This is a genomic window from Bacillus sp. FJAT-27986 (genome assembly GCF_001685035.1).
Taxonomy (GTDB): domain Bacteria; phylum Bacillota; class Bacilli; order Bacillales; family Pradoshiaceae; genus Pradoshia.
In genome coordinates, this window is the sequence record NZ_MAYV01000019.1 from 1 (window position 1) to 24,058 (window position 24,058).

General features: G+C 41.6%; 27 protein-coding genes and 1 pseudogene. 2 read left to right on the plus strand and 26 right to left on the minus strand.

The window, feature by feature from the left end:
- The 13 genes and pseudogenes from A8L44_RS17050 to A8L44_RS17115 form a co-directional block, all read right to left on the minus strand.
- Window positions 1–293, minus strand: a pseudogene (locus tag A8L44_RS17050) (NADH-quinone oxidoreductase subunit C); the annotation flags it as partial.
- A complete protein-coding gene (locus A8L44_RS17055) occupies window positions 294–806 on the minus strand; it encodes a NuoB/complex I 20 kDa subunit family protein (RefSeq protein WP_066109280.1) in 513 nt (170 codons plus the stop codon).
- A complete protein-coding gene (locus A8L44_RS17060; RefSeq protein ID WP_175354321.1) occupies window positions 797–1,171 on the minus strand; it encodes an NADH-quinone oxidoreductase subunit A in 375 nt (124 codons plus the stop codon). Before A8L44_RS17060 ends, A8L44_RS17055 begins: the two co-directional genes overlap by 10 nt.
- Window positions 1,172–1,819: 648 nt before the next feature.
- Window positions 1,820–2,227, minus strand: coding sequence for a F0F1 ATP synthase subunit epsilon (locus A8L44_RS17070; protein WP_066109289.1), 408 nt, complete (start codon window positions 2,225–2,227; stop codon window positions 1,820–1,822).
- A gap of 28 nt (window positions 2,228–2,255) precedes the next feature.
- Window positions 2,256–3,677 (minus strand): F0F1 ATP synthase subunit beta, encoded by a 1,422-nt coding sequence (gene atpD, locus A8L44_RS17075; RefSeq protein WP_066109291.1) that lies wholly within the window; start codon window positions 3,675–3,677, stop codon window positions 2,256–2,258.
- Between the two features lie 60 nt (window positions 3,678–3,737).
- The gene (atpG, locus tag A8L44_RS17080; RefSeq protein WP_066109294.1) at window positions 3,738–4,595 is read right to left on the minus strand and encodes an ATP synthase F1 subunit gamma; all 858 of its coding nucleotides are present in this window, start codon (window positions 4,593–4,595) and stop codon (window positions 3,738–3,740) included.
- A gap of 35 nt (window positions 4,596–4,630) precedes the next feature.
- On the minus strand, window positions 4,631–6,139 hold the full coding sequence (gene atpA, locus A8L44_RS17085; RefSeq protein WP_066109298.1) for a F0F1 ATP synthase subunit alpha: 1,509 nt from the start codon (window positions 6,137–6,139) through the stop codon (window positions 4,631–4,633).
- Between the two features lie 24 nt (window positions 6,140–6,163).
- Window positions 6,164–6,700, minus strand: coding sequence for a F0F1 ATP synthase subunit delta (locus A8L44_RS17090; protein ID WP_066109301.1), 537 nt, complete (start codon window positions 6,698–6,700; stop codon window positions 6,164–6,166).
- The gene (gene atpF, locus A8L44_RS17095) at window positions 6,697–7,221 is read right to left on the minus strand and encodes a F0F1 ATP synthase subunit B (protein ID WP_066109304.1); all 525 of its coding nucleotides are present in this window, start codon (window positions 7,219–7,221) and stop codon (window positions 6,697–6,699) included. The genes A8L44_RS17090 and atpF overlap by 4 nt, the downstream gene beginning before the upstream one ends.
- A gap of 143 nt (window positions 7,222–7,364) precedes the next feature.
- Complete coding sequence (gene atpE, locus A8L44_RS17100) at window positions 7,365–7,571, minus strand: F0F1 ATP synthase subunit C (protein WP_066109752.1); 207 nt, start codon at window positions 7,569–7,571, stop codon at window positions 7,365–7,367.
- A gap of 57 nt (window positions 7,572–7,628) precedes the next feature.
- Complete coding sequence (gene atpB, locus A8L44_RS17105; protein WP_066109305.1) at window positions 7,629–8,339, minus strand: F0F1 ATP synthase subunit A; 711 nt, start codon at window positions 8,337–8,339, stop codon at window positions 7,629–7,631.
- A 7-nt stretch (window positions 8,340–8,346) separates the two neighbouring features.
- Window positions 8,347–8,727, minus strand: a complete 381-nt coding sequence (locus A8L44_RS17110) for an ATP synthase subunit I (protein WP_066109306.1) — start codon at window positions 8,725–8,727, stop codon at window positions 8,347–8,349.
- Window positions 8,728–9,153: 426 nt separating this feature from the next.
- The gene (locus A8L44_RS17115; RefSeq protein ID WP_066109309.1) at window positions 9,154–11,343 is read right to left on the minus strand and encodes a S8 family serine peptidase; all 2,190 of its coding nucleotides are present in this window, start codon (window positions 11,341–11,343) and stop codon (window positions 9,154–9,156) included.
- A 216-nt stretch (window positions 11,344–11,559) separates the two neighbouring features.
- On the opposite strand from A8L44_RS17115, the gene A8L44_RS17120 reads away from it, so the two are divergent.
- Window positions 11,560–12,147: a hypothetical protein gene (locus A8L44_RS17120; protein WP_066109314.1), complete on the plus strand. Its 588-nt coding sequence runs from the start codon at window positions 11,560–11,562 to the stop codon at window positions 12,145–12,147.
- Between the two features lie 191 nt (window positions 12,148–12,338).
- Here A8L44_RS17120 and upp read toward each other — a convergent pair whose 3' ends face one another.
- From upp to spoIIR, 10 genes are all read right to left on the minus strand, one after another.
- Window positions 12,339–12,968 (minus strand): uracil phosphoribosyltransferase, encoded by a 630-nt coding sequence (upp, locus tag A8L44_RS17125; RefSeq protein ID WP_066109318.1) that lies wholly within the window; start codon window positions 12,966–12,968, stop codon window positions 12,339–12,341.
- A gap of 499 nt (window positions 12,969–13,467) precedes the next feature.
- Window positions 13,468–13,608 (minus strand): hypothetical protein, encoded by a 141-nt coding sequence (locus A8L44_RS19050; RefSeq protein WP_175354322.1) that lies wholly within the window; start codon window positions 13,606–13,608, stop codon window positions 13,468–13,470.
- A 150-nt stretch (window positions 13,609–13,758) separates the two neighbouring features.
- Window positions 13,759–15,000, minus strand: coding sequence for a serine hydroxymethyltransferase (glyA, locus tag A8L44_RS17130; RefSeq protein WP_066109321.1), 1,242 nt, complete (start codon window positions 14,998–15,000; stop codon window positions 13,759–13,761).
- Window positions 15,001–15,107: 107 nt separating this feature from the next.
- Window positions 15,108–15,677 (minus strand): TIGR01440 family protein, encoded by a 570-nt coding sequence (locus tag A8L44_RS17135; RefSeq protein ID WP_066109323.1) that lies wholly within the window; start codon window positions 15,675–15,677, stop codon window positions 15,108–15,110.
- A gap of 22 nt (window positions 15,678–15,699) precedes the next feature.
- Window positions 15,700–16,137 (minus strand): ribose 5-phosphate isomerase B, encoded by a 438-nt coding sequence (gene rpiB / locus A8L44_RS17140; RefSeq protein WP_066109324.1) that lies wholly within the window; start codon window positions 16,135–16,137, stop codon window positions 15,700–15,702.
- Between the two features lie 48 nt (window positions 16,138–16,185).
- Window positions 16,186–16,629 (minus strand): low molecular weight protein arginine phosphatase, encoded by a 444-nt coding sequence (locus A8L44_RS17145; RefSeq protein WP_139063883.1) that lies wholly within the window; start codon window positions 16,627–16,629, stop codon window positions 16,186–16,188.
- A gap of 78 nt (window positions 16,630–16,707) precedes the next feature.
- Window positions 16,708–17,268 carry a manganese efflux pump MntP gene (locus A8L44_RS17150; RefSeq protein WP_066109327.1) on the minus strand — a complete coding sequence of 187 codons (561 nt, stop codon included), beginning with the start codon at window positions 17,266–17,268 and terminating at the stop codon, window positions 16,708–16,710.
- Between the two features lie 53 nt (window positions 17,269–17,321).
- Window positions 17,322–18,374: an L-threonylcarbamoyladenylate synthase gene (locus A8L44_RS17155; protein ID WP_066109328.1), complete on the minus strand. Its 1,053-nt coding sequence runs from the start codon at window positions 18,372–18,374 to the stop codon at window positions 17,322–17,324.
- A 171-nt stretch (window positions 18,375–18,545) separates the two neighbouring features.
- Window positions 18,546–18,980: a GNAT family N-acetyltransferase gene (locus A8L44_RS17160; protein WP_066109331.1), complete on the minus strand. Its 435-nt coding sequence runs from the start codon at window positions 18,978–18,980 to the stop codon at window positions 18,546–18,548.
- Window positions 18,981–19,242: 262 nt separating this feature from the next.
- Complete coding sequence (spoIIR, locus tag A8L44_RS17165) at window positions 19,243–20,055, minus strand: stage II sporulation protein R (protein WP_306821554.1); 813 nt, start codon at window positions 20,053–20,055, stop codon at window positions 19,243–19,245.
- 133 nt (window positions 20,056–20,188) lie between these two features.
- On the opposite strand from spoIIR, the gene A8L44_RS17170 reads away from it, so the two are divergent.
- Window positions 20,189–20,560 carry a DUF2500 domain-containing protein gene (locus A8L44_RS17170; RefSeq protein WP_066109332.1) on the plus strand — a complete coding sequence of 124 codons (372 nt, stop codon included), beginning with the start codon at window positions 20,189–20,191 and terminating at the stop codon, window positions 20,558–20,560.
- 474 nt (window positions 20,561–21,034) lie between these two features.
- On the opposite strand, the gene prmC is transcribed toward A8L44_RS17170, so the two are convergent.
- The 3 genes from prmC to A8L44_RS17185 all read right to left on the minus strand — a co-directional run bounded on the left by prmC (window position 21,035) and on the right by A8L44_RS17185 (window position 23,810).
- Window positions 21,035–21,895: a peptide chain release factor N(5)-glutamine methyltransferase gene (gene prmC, locus A8L44_RS17175; protein ID WP_066109759.1), complete on the minus strand. Its 861-nt coding sequence runs from the start codon at window positions 21,893–21,895 to the stop codon at window positions 21,035–21,037.
- A 5-nt stretch (window positions 21,896–21,900) separates the two neighbouring features.
- Window positions 21,901–22,971, minus strand: a complete 1,071-nt coding sequence (prfA, locus tag A8L44_RS17180) for a peptide chain release factor 1 (RefSeq protein ID WP_066109335.1) — start codon at window positions 22,969–22,971, stop codon at window positions 21,901–21,903.
- A gap of 200 nt (window positions 22,972–23,171) precedes the next feature.
- Entirely contained in the window at window positions 23,172–23,810 is a 639-nt protein-coding gene (locus A8L44_RS17185; protein ID WP_066109338.1) for a thymidine kinase, read from the minus strand.
- Between the last annotated feature and the right edge of the window lie 248 nt (window positions 23,811–24,058).

A 24,058-nucleotide genomic window follows, 5' to 3' on the forward strand; every position in this document is an offset into this window, starting at 1 on the left:
GCTTTTGCTTTCGCGAGGGCGATGGCTTTTTCTTTTTCTGTTTCCTCTGGCGGTGTGGTGGACTCAGAGTTTGCTTCTCCCTCTGTCCGTTTTTGCTTCGCTATTGCAGCTGCCTTTGCCTTGGCCGCTGCTGCCGCTTTTGCTTTCGCGAGAGCGATATCATCTTTATCTTGATGAGGATCTGCTTTAGGTGATTGCTCGGAGGATTGCTTTTCAGCAAGCTTTTGTTTGGCTGCTTCCTTCGCCTTTTCTGCTGCCTCTTTCTTTTGCTGGGATAAGTCTTTTTCGCTCAACTACAACACCTTCTTCCCAGTTTTCGCCTCATATTTAATCTTTTCCTTCAATTTATTGATTCCATATATGAGAGCTGCAGGATTGGGAGGACATCCTGGTATATAGACATCAACCGGCACTATTTGGTCGACTCCCTTCACTACACTATAGGAGCGCACATATGGACCTCCTGCGGTAGCACAGGAACCCATCGCGATGACCCACTTCGGTTCAGGCATTTGGTCATACAGTCTTCTTAAAATAGGAGCCATTTTCTTTGTCACAGTCCCTGAAACAATCATGACGTCTGATTGACGTGGAGATGTACGAAAAAAGGAACCAAATCGATCAACATCATAATGCGAGGAACCAACAGCCATCATTTCAATAGCACAGCATGCCAGTCCAAATGTAAGTGGCCATAGGGAATTTCCTCTCGCCCATCCCTTTACCTGTTCCAATGTTGCCAAAAATATCGTACGTTGCAGTTCATCCTTCTCCCTTGGAGAGAGCTCTTCCAATTTTAATTCCATTTCAGCACCTTCTTTTTCCAGGCATAAAGTAATCCAAGTACAAGCATCAACACAAAAATCAGCATTTCAATTAATGCAAATACGCCTAATTTTTCATAGGCTACCGCCCATGGATAAAGAAATACGGTCTCTACATCAAATAAAACAAACAGCAAGGCAAAGATATAATAACGTACATTAAATTGAACCCTTGAATCATGAAAGGGCTCCAAGCCACTTTCGTAGGTTGTACCTTTTGCGTCGGTAGGTTTGTGAGGTCTTAATAACTTCCCTAAAGACAATGCTACAATTGGAAGCAATATTCCAAGGCATAAAAAAACCAGAACGATTATATAATTGTTCTGATACCAATGTAGTGATGCCAATCTCATCCCCCCATTTTCCCCACTAAAATTTTCTAAATATTCAATATGTAACCGTATATATTATAACATTCTGATATATACGTGTCGATATGATATGGTGATTTTGGTCATACCACTTTTATCTCAATTTTATTGGATAGGTGAGGATGATAGGTGACTCATAGGTAGTTGATAGCAGAGCTTTCTACGACCTTTCACACACCTTTGACCGACCTTTACCCCGGTATAGGTGGGGTATAGGTGCCTGATAGGTACCCCAGAGCTCCTTTCCCCCACCTTTCACATACCTTTGACCGACCTTTACCCCGGTATAGGTGGGGCATAGGTGCCTGATAGGTACCCCAGAGCTCCTTTCCCCCACCTTTCACACACCTATGACCGGCCTTTACCCCAGTATAGGTAGGGCATAGGTGCCTGATAGGTACCCCAGAGCTCCTTTCCCCCACCTTCCGCATACCTATCACCGATCTTTCACCCATCTACCACCGACCTATGACCGACCTCCCACCGACCCAACAGCAAGAGACAAAGTCCTCTCATCCCACTTGTTCCATTCTTCCTTCCTCATATCCTATATATATTTCTCATTTGCCAAGTTATGTACAAAAAAACTCCAGGGGCCCCTCTCCCCTGGAGTTTATTCAACGTTTAACGTTGTCTTTGTTCAGCAATATCTAGACGGTTTAAAGCACGCTTAAGTGCCAATTCAGCACGATGTGCATCAATTTCAACTTGTCTGTCTTGAAGTCGTCTTTCAGCACGTGCTTTAGCCTGTTTGGCGCGAGCAGTATCAATATCTTCAGCACGTTCAGCTGACTGTGCGAGTATGGTTACTTCTTCACCGTTGACTTCCATGAATCCACCGGATACAGCAACCCATTCTGTATTGTTACCCGTTTTTAAACGAACGGAACCGATATCAAGTGGAGCTACCATTGGAATATGTCCGGCAAGAATACCAAGTTCCCCCGTTTTTGCTTTCGTACTGACCATTTCTACTTCTTCATCCAACACAGGACCGCCAGGAGTAACTACAGAAACTTTAATCGTTCTCATATATGCGCCCTCCTATAAGATCCTTCGGTTAAGCCTCAACGCCCATTTGCTTAGCTTTTTCTACAACATCTTCAATGCGTCCAACTAGGCGGAATGCATCTTCAGGAAGGTTGTCGTATTTACCATCAAGGATTTCTTTGAAGCCTCTAACAGTTTCTTTAACTGGTACATAAGAACCTTTTTGACCAGTAAACTGTTCAGCTACGTGGAAGTTTTGAGATAAGAAGTTTTGAATACGTCGTGCACGGGCAACAACTAATTTATCTTCTTCTCCCAATTCATCCATACCTAGAATGGCAATAATATCTTGCAACTCTCTGTAACGTTGTAATGTAGATTGAACGCTACGGGCAACTTCATAGTGTTCTTCTCCTACGATTTCAGGAGAAAGCGCACGGGAAGTAGATGCCAACGGATCCACCGCTGGGTAAATACCCATTTCAGAAAGTTTACGCTCAAGGTTTGTTGTTGCATCTAAGTGGGCAAATGTTGTAGCTGGAGCCGGATCCGTGTAGTCATCGGCTGGTACGTAAATTGCTTGAATAGATGTAACAGAACCCACGTTAGTGGATGTAATACGTTCTTGTAATTGACCCATTTCTGTAGCCAATGTTGGTTGGTAACCAACGGCAGATGGCATACGTCCAAGCAGGGCAGAAACCTCTGAACCGGCTTGTGTGAAACGGAAGATGTTATCGATGAAGAAAAGTACGTCCTGACCTTGTGCATCACGGAAATACTCAGCCATTGTCAAACCTGTCAAGGCGACACGCATACGTGCACCAGGCGGTTCATTCATTTGTCCGAAGACCATGGCTGTTTTCTTGATAACACCGGAGTCAGTCATTTCGTGGTAAAGGTCATTTCCTTCACGAGTACGTTCTCCAACGCCTGCGAATACGGAGATACCACCGTGTTCTTGGGCGATATTGTTGATTAATTCTTGGATTAATACAGTTTTACCTACACCGGCACCACCGAACAATCCGATTTTTCCACCTTTGATGTAAGGTGCAAGTAAGTCTACTACTTTGATACCTGTTTCAAGGATCTCAACTTCAGTAGATAACTCTTCAAATTTTGGAGCTTCTCTGTGGATTGGATCTTTTTGATAGTTGCCTTCTAAAGGAGCATCTAAATCAATTTTTTCACCCAATACGTTGAATACACGACCAAGTGTTATGTCTCCAACCGGTACAGAAATTGGTGCTCCTGTATCGATTACTTCTGCATTACGGACTAATCCGTCTGTAGAAGCCATTGCAATCGTACGAACCGTATCATCGCCTAAGTGAAGAGCAACTTCCAAAGTAAGGTATTCTGCCTCATCAGCAGGCGCTCCTTTGGAAATGTTGATCTTCAGAGCGTTATAGATCTCAGGTAGTTTGCCGTTTTCAAATCTAACGTCGACAACCGGACCCATGACTTGAGTAACGCGTCCTATGTTCATTCCATTCCCTCCTATTTACTCTATGCCGTGTGAATGTTCGAATCTATATTTCCATTTTATCTATTCGAGTGCAGCGGCTCCGCCGACAATCTCGGTAATTTCTTGTGTAATTGCAGCTTGGCGTGCACGGTTGTATGTCAATGTTAGAGAGCCGATAAGCTCAGAAGCATTATCAGTTGCACTCTTCATTGCTGTCATCCGTGATGCGTGTTCGCTTGCCTTACCATCCAACAATGCGCCATATATTAAACTCTCAGCATATTGTGGCAGTAACACTTCAAGAATCTCTTCCTGGTTTGGTTCGAATTCGTAAAGTGTAGCTACAGCATCGCTTTCTACACTTCCAAGAGGTAAAAGTTTAGTTTCCGTTACTTCTTGGGAAATAGCACTAATAAAGTGGTTGTAGTACATATAGATTTCGTCAACAGTTTCGTCTGCGAATAACTTTACCGTACTGGCGGTTATTTCTTTAATGTCATCAAAGCTTGGCTGATCAGACAATCCGACCATTTCCTGGATAACGTTCATACCGCGGATACGGAAGAATTCACTTCCCACCCGCCCAAGAACGATAATACCGTATTCATCCGGGGATTTATGGCGTTCATTGATTGTCTGATAAACTTTTCTTAAGACACTACTATTATATGGTCCAGCTAATCCGCGATCGGAAGTGATAACCAGATATCCGGTTCTTTTCACAGGACGAGTGACCAGCATCGGATGAGATGCATCCGAGCTTCCATTCGCAATGCTCGCTACGACCTCTTGGATTTTCTCCATGTACGGTACAAAAGCTTTCGCGTTTGCTTCGGCACGATTCAATTTGGAGGCGGAAACCATTTGCATGGCTTTTGTGATTTGGCTCGTCTTTTTCGTTGATTTTATACGCGCATCTATATCACGTAATGATGCCATTTCTTCTCACCATCCTTTATTAAATGCCTATCCTGTTATTCCGATACAACAAATTGTTTTTTAAATTCAGCGATTGCTGCTTTCATATCCTCTTCTTTTGGCAGATCGCCAGTAGTGCGGATATGTTCAAATAATTCGTTGTGGTTACGTGCAGTCCATTCAATGATTTCAGCTTCAAAACGTCTGATATCAGCCAATGGAATATCATCTAAGAATCCACGAGTCAAGCAGTATAGAATTAATACTTGTTGTTCTACACGCAATGGCTTATGAAGATCTTGTTTTAATACTTCAACTGTACGTTGACCACGATTTAATTTCGCTTGAGTTGCTTTATCCAAGTCAGATCCGAATTGGGAGAATGCTTCAAGCTCACGGAATGATGCCAAGTCCAAACGTAGAGTACCGGCAACTTTTTTCATTGCTTTAATTTGCGCTGATCCACCTACACGGGATACGGATAGACCCGCATTAATCGCAGGACGTACGCCGGAGAAGAATAAATCAGATTGCAAGAAGATTTGTCCATCTGTGATGGAGATAACGTTTGTTGGGATATAAGCGGAGATATCTCCAGCTTGTGTTTCAACGAACGGTAATGCTGTGATTGAACCCGCACCAAGTGTGTCGTTCAATTTAGCAGCACGCTCCAATAGACGGGAGTGCAAGTAGAATACATCCCCTGGGAATGCTTCACGGCCTGGAGGACGACGAAGCAACAAGGAAAGCTCACGATATGCTGCTGCTTGCTTAGATAAATCATCATATACAACAAGGACATGCTTGCCTTGGCGCATGAAATATTCACCCATTGTTACCCCACTGTAAGGAGCCAAGTATAGCAATGGAGCTGGTTGAGATGCAGATGCTGAAACAACGATTGTGTAATCCAATGCACCATGCTTACGGAAAGTTTCAACTGTTCCACGAACTGTTGATTCTTTTTGACCGATTGCTACATAGATACAAATCATGTTTTCATCTTTTTGATTCAAAATGGTGTCAATCGCTACAGATGTTTTACCTGTTTGACGGTCACCAATGATTAATTCACGTTGTCCACGTCCGATAGGAACAAGGGCATCGATCGCTTTAAGACCTGTTTGTAAAGGCTCGTGTACAGACTTACGATCCATTACACCCGGTGCATTGTTTTCGATCGGTAATGTTGCAGTTGTAGCGATTGGACCCATACCATCAAGTGGTTGTCCAAGAGGGTTAACGACACGTCCGATAATAGCCTCACCTACTGGTACTTCCATGATGCGGCCTGTACGGCGTACTTCGTCTCCTTCTTTAATGTCGCGGAAAGGACCGAGGATAATAACACCGACGTTATTTTCTTCCAAGTTTTGCGCCATACCAACTACACCGTTTGAGAACTCAAGCAGCTCTCCGGACATGACGTTGTCCAATCCATGAACACGCGCGATACCGTCACCAACAACGATTACGGTGCCGACTTCACTCATTTCTATATCAGATTGATAGCCTTCAATTTGTTTCTTAATCAGCGCGCTGATTTCTTCAGCTCTGATGCTCATGAATTTCACCCCTAACTTCTAATATTAACCCAGCAAACGACGTTCCAAGCGTTCTAGCTTACCTGAGACCGTACCATCAAAAATACGGTTACCGATTCGCAGCTTGATTCCACCCAGAAGACTGCTGTCTACGATATTTTCAATGCGCAGTGCCTGTTTTCCAATTTTTTGGGCAAAAACCTTTGAAATGCCTTCTTGTTCCTGCTTCGTTAAAGGACGGACAGAATAAACTTTAGCATCGACTACACCTGTGTATTCGTTTACTAATAAAATAAACTCATCTGCCAAAGTCGCCACAATATCCTCGCGATGACGGTCTACAAGAATCATTAACAGGTTTTGAATAGATGGAGACATAGTAGCAAAAGCCGTTCTTATGGCGTCTTTTTTGCTCTCCATAGATACCTTTGGATGCTCAAGGAATAAAGTAAGCTCCTTGTTTGATAGAAATACTTCCTTCAAAGTCCGCATTTCGCCTTCCAAACGGTCTATTTGATTATCTTCCTTGGCAATTTGGAAAAGAGCATCTGCATAGCGTTTTGCTACAACTGTATTACTCATCGCTCTTCTCCTGCCTCTTGAATGTAATCGTTAATCAATTTTTGTTGATCAGCTTCACTAAGTTCTTTTTCAATCACTTTAGACGCAATTAGAACAGACAAGGATGCAACTTGCTCACGAAGTTGAACCATAGCTTGTTCTTTTTGCTGTTCAATTTCACGTTTCGCTGACTCTTTCACACGTTCAGCTTCCTGACGGGCAACAACGATGATTTCTTCGCGTTGTTTTTCACCATGTTTCTTAGCCTCTTCAATAAGAGATAAAGATTCCTGGCGAGCTTCTTTCAGCATAGTACGTTGTTCTTCTAACAAAGCAGCTGCTTCTGCACGATTCTTTTCTGCTACTTCAATTTCACTCGCAACATGTTCTTCACGTTGTTTCATAATGCCCATAAGAGGACCGAATGCGAATTTTTTCAGTAAAAGCATCAAGATGATGAAAGCGACTAATTGGAAGATGATATCTCCCGTATTTAGACCGCTATGCGCTGCAGCTCCAAGTACCAAATTATTAAATAACACCCCTATTTCACTCCCTTCAGAAGTCTTTACGGCTTGCTTTTTTATTGCATATACGTTTAAACCGTGAACTCACGGCCGGATTTTAGTAAACATAAAGGAATGGCGAAGATAATCCCTAGATTCTCCGCCATCAGTATTGTCAATTACATTACCATGAACGCGATAACAACCGCGATGATAGGAATCGCCTCAACTAAAGCTACCCCGATGAACATTGTAGTTTGAAGCATACCACGTGCTTCTGGTTGACGTGCAATTCCCTCTACTGTACGAGATACGATCAAACCATTACCAATACCTGCTCCAAGAGCTGCTAAACCGATTGCGATTGCTGCTGCTATAACTCCCAAATCCATTATGAAGTTCCTCCTTTAATTTGTATAACTATAGTTAAATTTTTTATATTATTAATGGTCTTCGCTGACTTTGTGGGCCATGTAAACCATTGTTAACATCGTAAAGATAAATGCCTGGATTGCTCCGATAAATATACTGAAACCTTGCCATACAATGGTTGGACCAATAGCAAGGGCACTGCTCCAGAAATCTGTTGCAAGAGATCCCGCCAGTAGGCTGAGTAAGATTTCACCCGCATAAATATTACCGAATAGACGCAAGCCCAGTGTGAGGGTATTCGCGAACTCCTCAATAATCTTAAGCGGAAATAAGAACGGCATAGGTGATACAAAGTTTTTACTGTACCCTTTAAAGCCTCGCATTTTGATACCATAGAAGTTTGTAAGGACTACGATCATTACTGCAAGGGTTAAAGCGACTACTGGATCGGCTGTTGGCGACTTCCACCATAGGTCTCCGTTATAAGTAACTGAGAATGGAAGACCAAGCATATTTGAAACAAATATGTACATGATAAGCGTCGTTCCAAGAACTAAAAAGCGCCCGCCAGTGTTCCAGTCCATATTGCTATTAATAATGTTTCTGACGAAGTCAATGACCCACTCCATAAAGTTCTGCATACCAGATGGCTTAACTGCCAATTTTCTTGTCGACAGTACGGCGATTAAAAATACAATCACACTTGCGACCGTAATCATCAGAACGTTACCAAGATTAAAAGTAAGGCCCATTAATTCGACTGTAGGTGCTCCATGATTCAATCTAAATTCACCTCTTTTCCCCCCGCCTTATGTTATGGATTGTTAAATCTATCATAATGACAAGGTAACCCGTCATTAATCCCAATACGACAAAAAATACATTAAATTGATCAGGATATCGCATAGCAATGGCGACAGCTAAAACTGCAGCTGCCATTCTTGAGATTGTCCCAAGTGATTTCATGCTGCTTCCCTCAAGCACTTTCTCACCTAATTGAGCAGTTTTTCTTGATAAAAGCCAAATATTATAAATACCAATTATACTGCCAAGTGTCATTCCCAAGGCTTCTGTTTTATAAGGGGTTACTCCCCATAGGATAACATAAATGGATAATAAGGTGAACGTGTACCTCAGATAGCGTCTGAAAACAATGTGGACTTCTAGCATTTGAATAGGTTTCTCCATTAAGAGTTATTTGAACGGATAGCATATACACCTTTCACTAACTAATCCGATCAGGAGACAATAAGGGGTTCCAATTGTTAGCGATTATGATTATAGCCACCTACCAATAAAATTCCGATAGTATTGGGCCGATCAATTATAATAAACCGGCAGACATTGTAAATCGTTGCAGAAAAACACTGCGATTATTATTTTGTATCGAATCAACTCAGATATGTATATTAGAGGTGTATAATCAACACAATTGACAATATAAATGGAAAATTGTCTGTCAATTTGAAAACCCTACCATTTATACCCTATGTAAGAATACAATAGGCAAAAATGATTGTCAATTCAGATAGGTGTGAAATCCATTACCTATACTAGAATAAATTATCAATTATGTTAAAAATAAGTGTATAAATTTCATTCTAACTGAAATTTCAAGTAATTTGTATTCTTAAGCACTACTTTTTGATGGTCTTTTTCAACTTCTGTCACAATTTCGTAATAATTTGAGAGGATATTTTCCGGTAAGTCGACTTTTTGTTTAAGTACCCCTCTTTTAACACCTTTCACTTCTACTAGATCTTTTATGTAAAGAAGTGAATCTGCATTATACAAGGTAAATCTTACAGAATCGGCTCCAAACGGTAAATAAACACTTATTTCCATCTTGCGATCGCCTTTCTCTTGAACAACCTCTACCCCTTCAGCAATTGGGTAATCAGGTTTCGTCATTGCAAAAATGTAAGGGATCTTGCGCACCTTATTTCTTCCCGCTTCATTGAGGTATAGATAACCATCATCTAGTTCACTTTTCTCTTTCCAATTATCCAATTCAAGCTGAACTTCCAGTTTCTTCTTTTGGCCTCCTTCAAGTACAAAAGCTAACGGCAGTTTCCATGTCATAAATCTTTCCTTACGTGGAATAGAAAAATAATATCGCTTTTTTCTACTACTTCTATTTTCTACTACTATATTCGCTTTATACATTCGACCATTGGTTGCCATGCCAAAAGTTACAGATGACGGAGCTAAAAATGTATCCTCTTGCAGTGCATCCTTCACATTTACCCGACCAGCTCCCTGTTCAAATGTATGATATATTTCATCCTTATCATTTTTCAACGATATAGCACTGGTCATTAAAGCCGATTTGATTTTTTCTGGGCTCCAATCAGGATGAACCTCTTTAATCAATGCACCCACACCCGCCACATAAGGAGCAGCCATACTCGTTCCTTGCAAAGAAAGATACGTTCCGCCCGGTATCGTACTTTCAATTCTCACACCCGGTGCTACTACATCCGGCTTTATCGCTATGCTATGAATAACCGGACCTCTTGAACTAAAGGAGGCTAATTTCTCTTTTTCTTCTATATCAATTGTCCTACAGGTGAGTTGTCCATTTTCCAGAGCCTTTTTCATTTTTCGCCCATCTTTTTGCGAAACGGTGATTACGGGAATTTTTGAATTCATTTCGAGAGAAGCGCTTAATTCACCAGGTTCATTATTAAAAATAATTACACCCAGAGCTTCGGCATTCACTGCATTTTTTACTTTATCTTTAAATGATATTACTCCCCGCTCCACTAACACAATTTTATTTTTCGCATTGATATTTTCGTAATTCTCCCTTTTACCAAGGCCTGCATAAGTCATGATCATAGAATGTGAAAAATCCCACTCGGGGGAGCCTGCTGTTAATTGAAAATCAATGTCCGCCCATGGTTTCGTAAAATTCAACCTCTTCGATTTACCTGCATCTGAACTCGCCCCTACACTGATCGCTCCCCCTGATGTCCCAGGCGTACCTACCGTCCAAATACCCGGTCCATCATTTCCATTTGCTACAACAGCCACTATTCCCTTTTTAACTACCTTATCGAGCGCTTTACTTGTAGGAAGATCCGGACCATTCATCGTATCTCCCAAGGACAGATTGATAATATCCATCTTGTCCTTTACCGCTCTTTCTATTGAAGCAATGACTTGATCAGTTGTTCCGTATCCTCCCGGCCCTAGTGCTCTGTATGCATAAATGCTTGCTTCAGGAGCTATCCCTTTCATTTTTCCATTAGCCGCAATAATTCCAGCCACATGCGTCCCATGAATGGTTGCTTTTTTAGAGCTCCCCATCGTCTCCATTGGGTCCTCATCTTGATCCACTAAATCATAGCCGCCTTTATAGTTTGCTTTAAGATCAGGGTGCCTATAATCAATTCCCGTATCAATCACTCCGACCTTTACACCTTTGCCCGTAGCCTGAATTGGCTGGTTGAATTGAAGTTGCGGCTGACCTTTTGGCAGAGAATTCTTTTTAATAGTAGTTTTAATTGGACCCGATAGAAAAATAGCTGAAACTGATTCTTCCTTTTTTAATCTCGGTATTAATATAGAAGGTACGCTAGCAGAAAAGCCGTTGCACACTAAATTGAAATAATAGCGCGGTTTGATTGCTGGATACTTTTCTATCAGCTCTTTCGCCACTCGATGAGCTGATGTGTCTTTTACTGTTTCAATCATCACCACCTCTATATCCTCAGCAGAACTATGTGGAGCATATACTATTAATTGAATAAATATGAAAGCTCCAATTAAAATTTGCTTCAATGATTATCACATCCTTGTTTTTAGAATGGATTAACGGCAGTCTCTTATGCATGTAAAAATAAATAGTGGTTGTTCTGTGTTCTCCATTTTCGGGTAATGGATTGATTCTCCTGATTACAAAAAAATGAATGTCCACATTCTTCCTGTTTGTATGTTAAATAGGTCTGGGTATGAGTGTCAGGTATATGAGTAATTTAAGTTAGGATGTGTAGAGTTATGTTTGGTCTGGCCGATCTTACGTCATTAGTGATTTCTGCCTTTATCATCTTGCCTGTCGTTGTTTTTCTTCGGGAGACAGGCTATCTGTTAGTCAGCTGGTTATTTGGCGTAATCAATCCGAGACTTACGATTGGTTCCGGCCCCCGTATCAAAAAAATTGGAATGATCGATATTCGCAAATACTACCACTTATATAGCTGGTTTTCGTATGATGAATTAAAGCGCAAGAGTAAGTTTGCTTACATCTGCATCTATCTAGGTCCGATTTTAATGAACCTATCCATCGCCCTCCTCATCAACTTTTTAATTGCCAACCATTTTATTGAGGAGTTCAAGACATTTTGGGATCGCTTTGCTTTCTATGCGATTTATTATGTTCTGTTTGACGTTATACCAATGCATACAATTAACGGAAAACCTAATAATGGTATGATCATTTATGAAATGATCCGTTACGGAAAAAGGGTTGATTATAATAATGAATCCTTCCTTCCGGCCACATCAGAAGTCGAGGAACAATATCAGGAAGAAATAAAGAGAATTCAAGAAATCAAAAAAGAGCGCGATGAACATTTAAAATCTTAGGCTTTTAATGAAATCAGTTCTGCTATCACAGCATATTTTTATGCCTGAATAGCATATGCTGGAATCCTTAAAGCGGTGTAGTTGAGGTATCGCCCAGAGAACTTACTTGATCTAAGACGAGTCAATTATCCGCAAAAAAAAGAGGTATTCATCAGTCAGAAACGGCTGATGAACACCTCTATAAATTATCTTTATTTTGTTCCGAACAATCTGTCGCCCGCGTCACCTAGACCTGGAACGATATAGCCGTGATCATTCAATTTTTCATCAAGTGCAGCGATGAAAATATCGACATCCGGATGGACTTCTTCCACTGCTTTAACGCCTTCAGGCGCAGCAACTAGACAAACGAATTTAATATTTTTTGCCCCGCGCTTTTTGATTGCGCTAATGGCATCGACAGCAGATCCACCTGTCGCAAGCATTGGATCAACTACAATAAATTCTCTTTCCTCTACGTCAGCAGGAAGTTTTACATAATACTCAACTGGTTTCAATGTTTCTGGATCTCTGTATAAACCTACATGTCCAACTTTTGCTGCCGGAATAATTTTAATCATGCCGTCAACCATACCAAGACCAGCACGTAAAATAGGGATAATGGCTACTTTTTTACCCGCAATTGTTTTAGATGTTGATTTGCTGACTGGCGTTTCAATTTCCACTTCTTCTAACGGGAGATCTCGGGTGATTTCAAAAGCCATTAAAGTAGATACTTCATCTACCAATTCTCTGAATTCTTTTGTACCCGTATTTTTATCACGGATAAATGTTAACTTATGCTGTATTAACGGATGGTCAAACACATAAACTTTTCCCATATGGATCTCTCCTCACTTTTATGTTCCTATTTTTGCACTCGTTTTATTGTACAGAAAATTCTCCATTAGTTCAATTAAGTTTCTGTATGCCAAAATCTACCGCATTCAAGGTTTATTTAATCTAGCTTCAACAGCTAGAAGCTCAGGACATAAGCATGACCTCTGCAGGAGGGAAGTACACCTCCTTCCGAGATCCTGTCTTATACTCCTCGCGGGCCTACAGGATGTAGGTCATGAAGACGTTGCCACAGGACGTGGCGATTTTAGTCTTCGTTCCCTAAATGAGTTTCAGCTTTTTATTCAATCTAGCTTCGGCTCCTAGCTCCTCGAGGTCATAAGTGTAGCCACTACGGGAGGAAAGAGCGCCTCCCTACGTGCCTCCTCTTATGCTTGTCGGAGCTGGGCAGTCGCCTCAGCTTTTTAGTCTTCATTAGTTTTTTAATAAAACATGATTCTATACCTTCTTCTCTATTATCCACTTTTTAAAGTGTTAAAATCGTTAAAGAAACGTAAATGGATGTGAAATTTCCGTGAATTGAGCGGAAATGAGAATTAATTGAGCCAATGCGGCAATTATTCCAGCCAATTTTAATATTAATTCAGCCGAACCACGGATTTTACCAGCCAAAACACTCCTCATTCCAGCCATTCCTAAATTTCCAGGCTCATTGATCCCCATTCAGCATCGTTTTGCCCAAACCATATAAAACGACATGTTATACTGCCAAACATCATAAAAAGAGGTGTCAATAAGTCCTATCAGACTCACCAACACCTCTTCTATTCACCCTTAATACTCAGGGTATAATTCATATTTTCCAGATAGCTTAGTCACTCGCTCTGCAGCTTCTTTCAGTTTCTCTTCGTCCTCATGGTTCTTGAGGGCGAGACTGATGATTGCCGCGATTTCATCCATATCCTCCAATTTGAATCCACGGCTTGTAACAGCCGCTGTTCCAATACGAACCCCACTCGTTACAAATGGGCTTTCTGGGTCAAATGGAATCGTATTTTTGTTCACTGTAATACCAATATCGTCCAGTACCTTTTCTGCTACTTTACCAGTTAAGTTGATGGAGCGGACATCGATTAATAATAAGTGATTATCTGTACCGCCTGAAACGAGCGTAAGTCCTTCCTTCTGCAGACTTTCACCAAGGCGTTTTGCATTCTCTATAATTTCCTTTGCATAATCTGTAAAGGAATCCTGAAGTGCCTCGCCAAATGCCACTGCTTTTGCAGCAATTACATGCATTAGAGGTCCTCCCTGAATACCAGGGAAAATGGACTTGTCTATTTTCTTGGCAAACTCTTCTCTGCAAAGGATCATTCCTCCGCGTGGTCCGCGCAATGTCTTGTGAGTTGTCGTCGTGACGAATTCCGCATAAGGAACTGGACTTGGGTGCAAACCGGCTGCAACAAGCCCTGCAATATGAGCCATGTCCACCATTAAATAGGCGCCTACTTCATCTGCAATTTCACGGAATTTCTTGAAATCAATTGAACGTGGATACGCACTCGCACCGGCAACAATCAATTTAGGCTTACATTGGATTGCTTTCTCTCTAACATCCTCGTAATTTATAAGATGGGTTTTTTCATCAACACCGTATTCAACAAAATTGTATTGGATTCCGCTGAAGTTTACAGGGCTTCCGTGAGTTAAGTGGCCTCCGTGGGATAGGTTCATTCCAAGTACCGTATCTCCTGGATTCAAAATCGTAAAGTAAACAGCCATATTTGCTTGAGCGCCTGAATGTGGCTGTACGTTTGCATGCTCCGCGCCAAATATCTTTTTGGCACGTTCCCTAGCCAAATCCTCAACTACGTCCACATATTCACAGCCGCCGTAATAGCGTCTGCCTGGATATCCTTCCGCATACTTATTCGTAAGCACGGATCCTTGAGCTTCCATTACTGCTTCGCTGACAAAGTTTTCTGAAGCAATCAGCTCAATCTTACCGCGTTGTCTGTCCAATTCTTGTTGAATTGCATCAAATACTTGCGAGTCTTGCTTTTGCAAATGCCTCATCTTATAGCTTCCTCCCTTTTCGTCAAAACGGACAAATCTTCAATTTAATCCCTTCAATTCTAGCACGAAAAAGGACAATAGTCATTTATTCCATTGACGTATAATTCTTACATTTCTCTAATATTTACTCTATCATATTGAGCTCTCGGCCCACCTATCAGTTTCGGCCGGGTCATAGCAAATGTTACATGCGCCTTCCCAATCTCTCTAATCGCTGAACGCAACGGGACTGCAACATGCTTCAGATGCATTCCAATCATTGTATCCCCAATATCGATGCCTGCATCAGCACAAATATGCTCAACCACAACTGCATTCTCGAAATTAGCAAATGCACAAGCGGCCAATGCTCCACCCGCATTCCGGGCAGGCACAACTGATACTTCATCCAGATTATATTGAATAGCTGTCTTTCGTTCAATAATCAGAGCCCTATTAATATGTTCACAACCCTGAAAAGCCAAGTAGACTCCCTTTTGTTTAGAAAAATCATATATGGCCTCAAAGATTGCTTGTGCCACTTCCATCGTCCCGCTTGTACCAATTCGCTTTCCGATTACTTCACTTGTACTGCAGCCAATTACCAACAAACGGCCATTCATCGGAAAATGAGCTTCCAAATCTTCGAGAATGGCAGTCACCTGAGTTTTTATTTCTTTTAAATTAATCTCACTCATTCTTCTACTGCCCTTCTAAGATTTATTTTTCTGCCTCAGCTATTTTTCCAATCCGTGTTTCATGGCGGCCGCCTTCAAATTCCGTTGTCAGCCAAACGCGGGCAATTTCTCTGGCTAAACCAGGACCAATTACACGCTCTCCCATTGTTAGTACGTTACTGTTATTATGAGCTCTTGTAGCTTGGGCACTAAACATATCATGTACCAATGCTGCACGAATTCCTTTTACTTTATTCGCCGCGATGCTCATTCCGATTCCAGTACCGCAGATCAAAATCCCTCTGTCAAATTCTCCTTTTGCCACTCTTTCAGCAACAGGCAACGCATAATCCGGATAATCAACAGATGTTTCACAATCGCATCCAAAATCCTCATATTGAATCTCAAGCTCTTCCATTAGGTTCATAATTTCTTTTCTTATATTTATTCCACCGTGATCTGATGCAATGATAACTTTCATGGTAACATGGCTCCCTTCAATTTGAACTGCACAGTTTCTATCCTAAATCTAGTCTTTTAATTTTTCCACAAGCTTTTTAATCCATTTAGATAATTCATGGAAAGTTTGCTCATATACTTGTTCATTACCCCCGAATGGATCTGAAATATCTCTGTTCCCAAGATCGTCACTTACAAATTCCTTTAATGTAAACGTCTTTTCAATCGCCTGAGGGTAATGCGAAGCAATTAACTGCTTATGGCCTTCTGTCATCGTTAATACATAGGTTGCCCACTCGATGTCTTCTCCTTTTAATGGAGATGAGGCATGGTCCTGCACAATTTTGTGTTTATCAAGTACCGTAACCGTATACTCAGATGCCGTTTGACCCCCATAGGCATAAACCCCTGCTGATTTTACTTCTATATCAGACAGATTATAATTTCGCAAAATTGCTTCTGCCATAGGACTTCGACATGTATTTCCTGTACAAACGAATAAAATATTCTTCAACGTATTTTCCCTCCTGTCCCCATTATAGAATATTTACGGACAATAAAAAAATGTATCAGATTAATCTGATACACATCTTTATCCATGCAGGTGCAGGATGATCTTTAACCCAACCGCAAACATGATGCTCCCCCCAAAAACAAGGCTGTATTTGCCGAGATATGTATGTACTCTTCTCCCTAACAACAACCCTGACACCGTCAAGAAAAAGGCGGCAAAGCCAAAGCACAGGATGGTCATCAGCGCTCGGGATCCCAGCATTCCGAGGCTCAGTCCAACTGAGAAACTATCCAAACTGACACTTATCGCAAATAGAATCAATCCTGTTCCAACTGGAGCCACAACCGTTTCACCTTTACCCTGAATTCCAGTGAGCAGCATTTGCAAGCCAAGAAATAGTAATAAACCAGCACCGGCGTATGAGGCAAACAATCCAAACTGAGCGGATAATAACTTTCCTGAAAAGATACCCAAGAGCGGCATCCACACATGAAAAATACCAACAGTAAAACCAATGATGAGTACTTGCTTAAGCCTCAGCTTGTACGATCCCATTCCCAATCCAATTGAGAAGGCATCCATTCCGAGTGCGAAAGCCATAAAAAGCAGGCCAAAAAATTCAACCATCGTTTGTTCCATCCAAGTAACCTCCCGGGACCAGCCTAAATAAACATATGCCTGTCCCGGATCAATTAGAACTTGTCTTGTGTGATGATTCTTCCTCCTGCCGCTTTCTTCAAGCGATTCATGATTGCAATCCCAATCCCATCCTCCGGATACACTTCTCCGAAAATTAGATCTGGCTGCTCTTTATCAAATTGGCGCAGCACTCCATACATTTTTTCAGCCACAGTGTCCAGCTGCTCACGGCTTCCGCCAGTAATAATAACATCAGCTTCATACAAATGGGCATGTTCGTCAACCGTGTACACACCCACTCGCTTACCTAAGTCCCGCTCTTCATTTATTAATGTTTGGATAAACTGAGGGGTACCCTCAACCAAGGTCAATGGGGCTTTCGGTGCGTAATGTGTATATTTCATACCGGGAGCTTTCGGTGCATCACTGTCCTTCACCAAGCCAGGGTCCACAGACACTTCACCGACTACCTTCTCCAGTTGTTCACGCGTAATACCACCAGGTCTAAGTATTTGCGGAATACTGCCAGTCACATCAAGTACTGTTGATTCCAAGCCAACCCCAGTTGGACCTCCATCCACGATCCCAGCAATTTTACCATCTAAATCCTCGCGAACATGCTCTGCTGTTGTCGGACTTGGTTTACCAGACAGATTTGCACTTGGCGCGGCTGTGGGACAGCCCGCCTTTTTCAGTAAATCCAATGCCACCGGATGATCCGGCATTCGGATCGCTACTGATGAAAGACCTGCTGTTACAACATCCGGGAACACGCCCTCTTTCTTTTGGAAAATTAGCGTCAACGGACCTGGCCAAAATTGTTCCATTAGTTTATCTGCGACTGCAGGAATTTCTCCCACCAATCCATGAACCTGTTCCTTTTCTCCAATATGGACGATTAAAGGATTATCACTCGGTCTTCCCTTCGCCTCATAAATAGCTGCTACAGACCCTCCAAGTAAAGCATTTGCTCCAAGTCCATAAACCGTTTCAGTCGGAAAAGCAATCAGCTCTCCGGCTTTCAATTTTTGGGCCGCATCCATCAATTGTGGATAACCCTCTTCTTTATCCACAATTTTATCCACTGTCCACATTTTTGTTTCCACTATTATCACCTGCCACCAATCTACAACATTCTCTATAAATTACTTATTAAATAAGGATTCCTCGACATTTTTCACAAAATCACCTTGCAAGTATAAAAGAATTTATACAATAAAACAAGCTTTATCCACAGTCTGTGAATAAAGCCAATAAAATCGTGGATAATTTCATCCTTATAGGGCTCTTTCCATGATATATGTTTCGTTTATTGTCCACACCTTTTCCACAACCGAGGAATCTCTTACGTCTTTAGGAATCTCCCCGTTTTTCACTCTTTCAAATTGAAGGGCCTCAAAAAATCCTAACGCTTGCAGTTTATTCGATATCAGAAATATCTTTTTCAACCCTTTTTCCTTTGCTAAAGCCAAGATCGTTTCAAACAGGGCAGGTACTTGCACCTGAGCCTCCTCTTTAAACAGAAAAGACCTAAGCACCCCATAATCTCCACATGGCTCCAGACCAATCATTCCTTTAATAGAGCCTTCTTCTTTTAATAAAACAAATTTTCCTGAACTAATGTCTTCATGATGCAGCTCAACTCCTTGAGGTGCCGCAAACCGCTCAATTCCTTCAATATCGGTACTTTTTGATATAGATAAATAATACACCTTCTATTCTCCCTTCACTATCAAATCACAACTACTATATGGATATGAATTAATAGGGAAAATAGAACCGGATCAGGCTGATTATCCGGTTGGCTGCTATTTTGGCAAATTCAGCTGAATTCTATGCCAGTTCGGCTGAATTCTGTTCAACTTCGGCTGGTATTTCCCAGTTTCCCGCTCTATTCTGAAACCACTTCGGCTCCAGCACAACACTTCCTATTTGTACTTTTAACTTGATTTGCTCCGAGTACTATTCTGTTTCTCAAAACAAATCCTTCAAGATCTCTTTTAAAAAGAATTTCACCTTAACCGGCTCTTCATCCTGATTTTCATAAACAGGAGGGGCGATATCTTGTCCGGCTTCTTCAGACTGGTTCTCGTAATCCATTTGCGTTTCTTGATCTTCTGCCTTTTCAATCGATTTATCCGTTTGGGCGGCAGTCTTAATCGGTTGTATTTTTTGATCATCCGTTTGCGTTTGTTCTGCAGTTTCCTCGTTCATACTATTATTAACTGGCTCAACTTCTTCAGCTGACTCTTCATACGCTGAATCATTTGCTACAGCTGTTCCGCTGTTGAAATCCAGAAAGCATAGCGGCGGGAAAAGGACGCACCACCAGTTCTCACCTTGACCCTCACCCAATGTGATTTTAATAGCTTCATACTTGCCTGCCGGATATAAATATTGTCCATATAGCTTAGTTGGAAAAACAGTTTCACCAAAATCAACCTGTATCTTTTGTACATTACCTTCTTTGACCATAACATCTTCAGCTATAGCTTCTATATCAGACAAACGGGAACCAATCACTTTTCTGGCTTCCTCAATTGAAGTTAATTCTGCTACCCATTTGTTAATTTCTTTATTGACCTCATCCCTGATGGATCGTTTCAATTCCTGGTCAGCTTCTTTATTACTGTTTGCTAAGATCCGTAAGCGGATCGCTTCATTCGGGATTACTTGAACCTCTGTTTCTGTCGCAGAAGAACTGTTTTTCGGTGTAATCATTCCAGTCATTGTTGCCGCACAAAGTAATACAATATATATTAAAGGCAAATATTTTTTTGCCATCATCGTAAACACCGTCCCTTCACTTACAAACAGTGTGGACAGTTTTTTTCTATCTTAAACTATAATTATCTGAATTTTATTTCTACTGCGTTTTATTTACCGCATTCTTGAAATTAAGGGAAGGGAGAGTATAAAAATGGATAATTTTTTGATGGATGATGGTGGGTTCTTTGGCATTTTTTTAACTGGATTTCCAATCATCTTTGGTATTATTTTTATTTTAGTCATTGGCACTTTTCTATTTATTATCATCAAAAGCCTATCTAAATGGAGTCATAATAATAAACAGCCCAGGCTGAATGTAGTTGCTAAGGTTGTCACCAAACGATCAGAGAGCAGAGGAAGTGACAATTCGTCCAGTACCTGGTATTATGCGACGTTTGAGATGGAAAGCGGCGACCGAATGGAATTGACTTTAAGTGGAAAAGACTACGGGATGTTAGCAGAAGGAGATATTGGGAATCTATCTTTTCAGGGCACACGGTATCTCGGATTTTTGAGAATCTAGCTTCGACTCCTAGCTCCTCGAGGTCATAAGGATAGCCACTACGGAGGTCAACAGGAAGTTGATCACAAAGACGTTGCCACACGATGTGGCGTTCTTAGTCTTTGTTCCTTAATAGCCTCCCTTCATGCCTCTCCTTATGCTTGTCGGAGCTGGGCAGTCGCCTCAGCTTTTTATGTAATCCAGCTTCTGGGCCTAGGAGCTCGAGTCATAAGCAAATACTCTACAGGAGGGAAGAACGCCTCCCTCCGAGTATTCATCTTATGCTCGTCGCGGGCCTACAGGATGTTGGTCATGAAGACATTGCCACAGGACGTGGCGTTCTTAGTCTTCGTTCATCGATACAGGCTCTTCAGCTTTTTATGTAATCTAGCTTCAACGGCTAGAAGCTCAGGACATAAGCATGACCTCTGCGGGAGGGAAGAGCACCTCCCTCCGAGCCCCTGTCTTATGCTCCTCGCTTCTGATCAAGCCGTTTCAGCTTTTTATTTCGCCAAAGACCATTCGATCTTTTCCGTTGATATCGAACAGGACTTCTACATGGGCTTCAGGGTAAACAGCTTGCATTAGTTCTGCTACTTGCTCTCCCTGACCGGCGCCTACTTCAAATCCAACCAATGCTTTGTCTGCAAGTACACTTGGCAGATCTGATGTAATTTGGCGATAACAATCCAAGCCATCATTTCCAGCAAACAAGGCGAGATGAGGTTCATGGTTTTTAACCACATCCGAAAGGATTGCATGATCTGATTCAGGAATATAAGGAGGATTAGAAAGAAGAACATTCACCCTTTTACCAGCATCTATTAATGGTTTGAGCAAATCCCCCTGCAAGAACGCCACCTCAGCCTGAAGGCGTTGAGCATTTTCAGCTGCCTGTTTCAATGCTTTCTCTGACAAATCGACAGCCGTCACTTTCATACCTGGGCATTCCAAGGCCATCGTAATCGCAATAATCCCGCTGCCTGTCCCAATATCAGCCATGTCCAGCTTCTCTTCAGGATTGAAAAGCTTTTTTAGTTTAGCTAAGGCATGAAATATCAGCTCTTCCGTTTCAGGACGCGGAATCAATACATCTCCATTCACCAGAAATGTCCTGCCATAAAACTCCTCGCTGCCAATTATATGCTGCACAGGTACTGCTTCGATTCCATGCTTTTTTACATCCTTTATAAAGATAGCTTCTTCCTCTTCCGTTAACTCATCATGCATATTCGCAAGCATTTGAGCACGGGATAGACCCAGCTGATTCATCAACAGCCATTCTCCAGCATTTTCATCACGGCCATTCTCCCTTAAAAAAGAAGAAGCCCATCGAAGAGCTTCATACACTTTCATCATTCTTAATCCTCCGCATTTTGAAGACGGCTAGCCTGGTCCTCAACAATCAATGCATCAATCACTTCATCCAATTTGCCTTCCATGATTTGATCCAGCTTTTGAATGGTTAATCCAATGCGGTGATCTGTAACACGGTTTTGCGGATAATTATACGTACGGATACGTTCTGAGCGATCCCCTGTTCCGACTGCAGATTTACGAGCACTGTCATACTCAGCCTGTGCTTCCTGCTGGAATTTATCATAAATACGAGCACGCAATACTTTCATTGCTTTCTCTTTGTTTTTAATCTGGGATTTTTCATCCTGGCAGGATACAACAATCCCCGTAGGAACGTGAGTAAGACGTACAGCTGACATGGTAGTGTTAACACTTTGTCCGCCCGGTCCGCTGGATGCAAACGTATCTACACGGATATCTTTGTCATGAACTTCAACCTCAACCTCTTCTGCCTCCGGTAAGCAAGCCACAGTCGCTGTTGATGTGTGAATACGACCGCCTGATTCTGTTTCAGGGACACGTTGTACACGATGGGCACCGTTTTCGAATTTCATCTTGGAGTATGCGCCATTTCCATTAATCATAAAGATGATTTCTTTATAACCGCCAAGCCCCGTTGGATTTGAATCCATTACATCAATCTTCCATCCTTGTGCCTCAGCATAACGGCTGTACATTCTATAAAGACTTCCTGCGAATAGGGCCGCTTCATCACCGCCGGCTGCTCCGCGAATTTCCATAATAACGTTTTTATCATCATTAGGATCTTTGGGAATTAGCAATACTTTAAGCTTTTCTTCCAACTCTTTCATTTGTCCGGAAAGTTCATCTACTTCTTCCTTCACCATTTCACGCATTTCAGCATCCAGCTTCTCTTCAAGCATTGCTTTCGCATCAACAAATTGGGAACGTACATCTTTATATTCTCGATACGCAAAGACAGTCTCCTGAATATCTGATTGTTCCTTGGAATATTCGCGAAGCTTCTTAGTGTCATTTACGATTTCCGGGTCACTCAAAAGCTCATTTAATTTGTCATATCGGTCTTCTACCGCTTGTAAACGATCGATCAATTTCTTCACCTCATTAACAGGTTTTTAAAAGAGGTTTTTACCTCAGTATTTGATTTGTTTATTGTACCACAATCAGACGGAAACGAAAAAAAGAGACGGCAAAGATGAACATACATCCTTTAATCTGCCATACCCTTTTATTTCTGACATACAAAAACACCCCCAAATTCCACTTATTCCTCCGGAGGTGTTCATTCCTTTTAAAGCCTGTTTGTTTTTATGTTTTCGATACCACCGTTAATCGGTGTATGTACCGTTTCTTGTTTGCCTGGTACTTCATGATGATGACGGCATCTTGGCTCATAGGATTCCGATGCACCCACTAAAATAACAGGGTCCTCATAGCCTGCAGGCTTCTTATCAATCAAACGCTGCGTCCGGCTTGCAGGGGATCCGCATACGGAACAAACTGCCTGTAGTTTTGTTACCTGTTCTGCCAGGCACATTAACTCCGGCATCGGCCCGAATGGCTCTCCTCTAAAATCCTGATCAAGGCCAGCCAGGATTACTCGATAGCCGCTGTCTGCCAAATGCTGAGCAACCTGTACAATTTCTTCGTCAAAAAACTGCACTTCATCAATGGCAATTAAATCTGTATCTAAATCTATATGATCGAAGATATGGGATGAATGCGTAATGCCTTTGGCAATAACAGAAGTTCCATTGTGGGAAACCACCGCTTCCTCACTGTATCGATTATCAATAGCCGGTTTGAAAACAGCAATGGATTGCTTAGCAAAGACCGCTCTCCTTACCCTGCGAATCAGTTCTTCAGATTTTCCGGAAAACATGCTGCCACAAATTAATTCTATCCAGCCAAATTGTTTCGTTTCGTACATGTGTTGGGGTCTCCCTTCCTGTCTTTACTAGGTTCATTAGGATTTTGCTTGTAACATTCCTGCATTTACTATACCAATAGATAATTATACATCATAAACTGCTCAAGAAAAGATTTTTTATCATTTGTTAATAGAGACCTTTGTTGTTAAAAAATTGATATAACTCCTCTAAAAACATACAAACACAGACCAACATGTTTTTCTCAGTACATTAGCCTGTGTCTGCCTTAAAGCAAAAAAACAGGCAA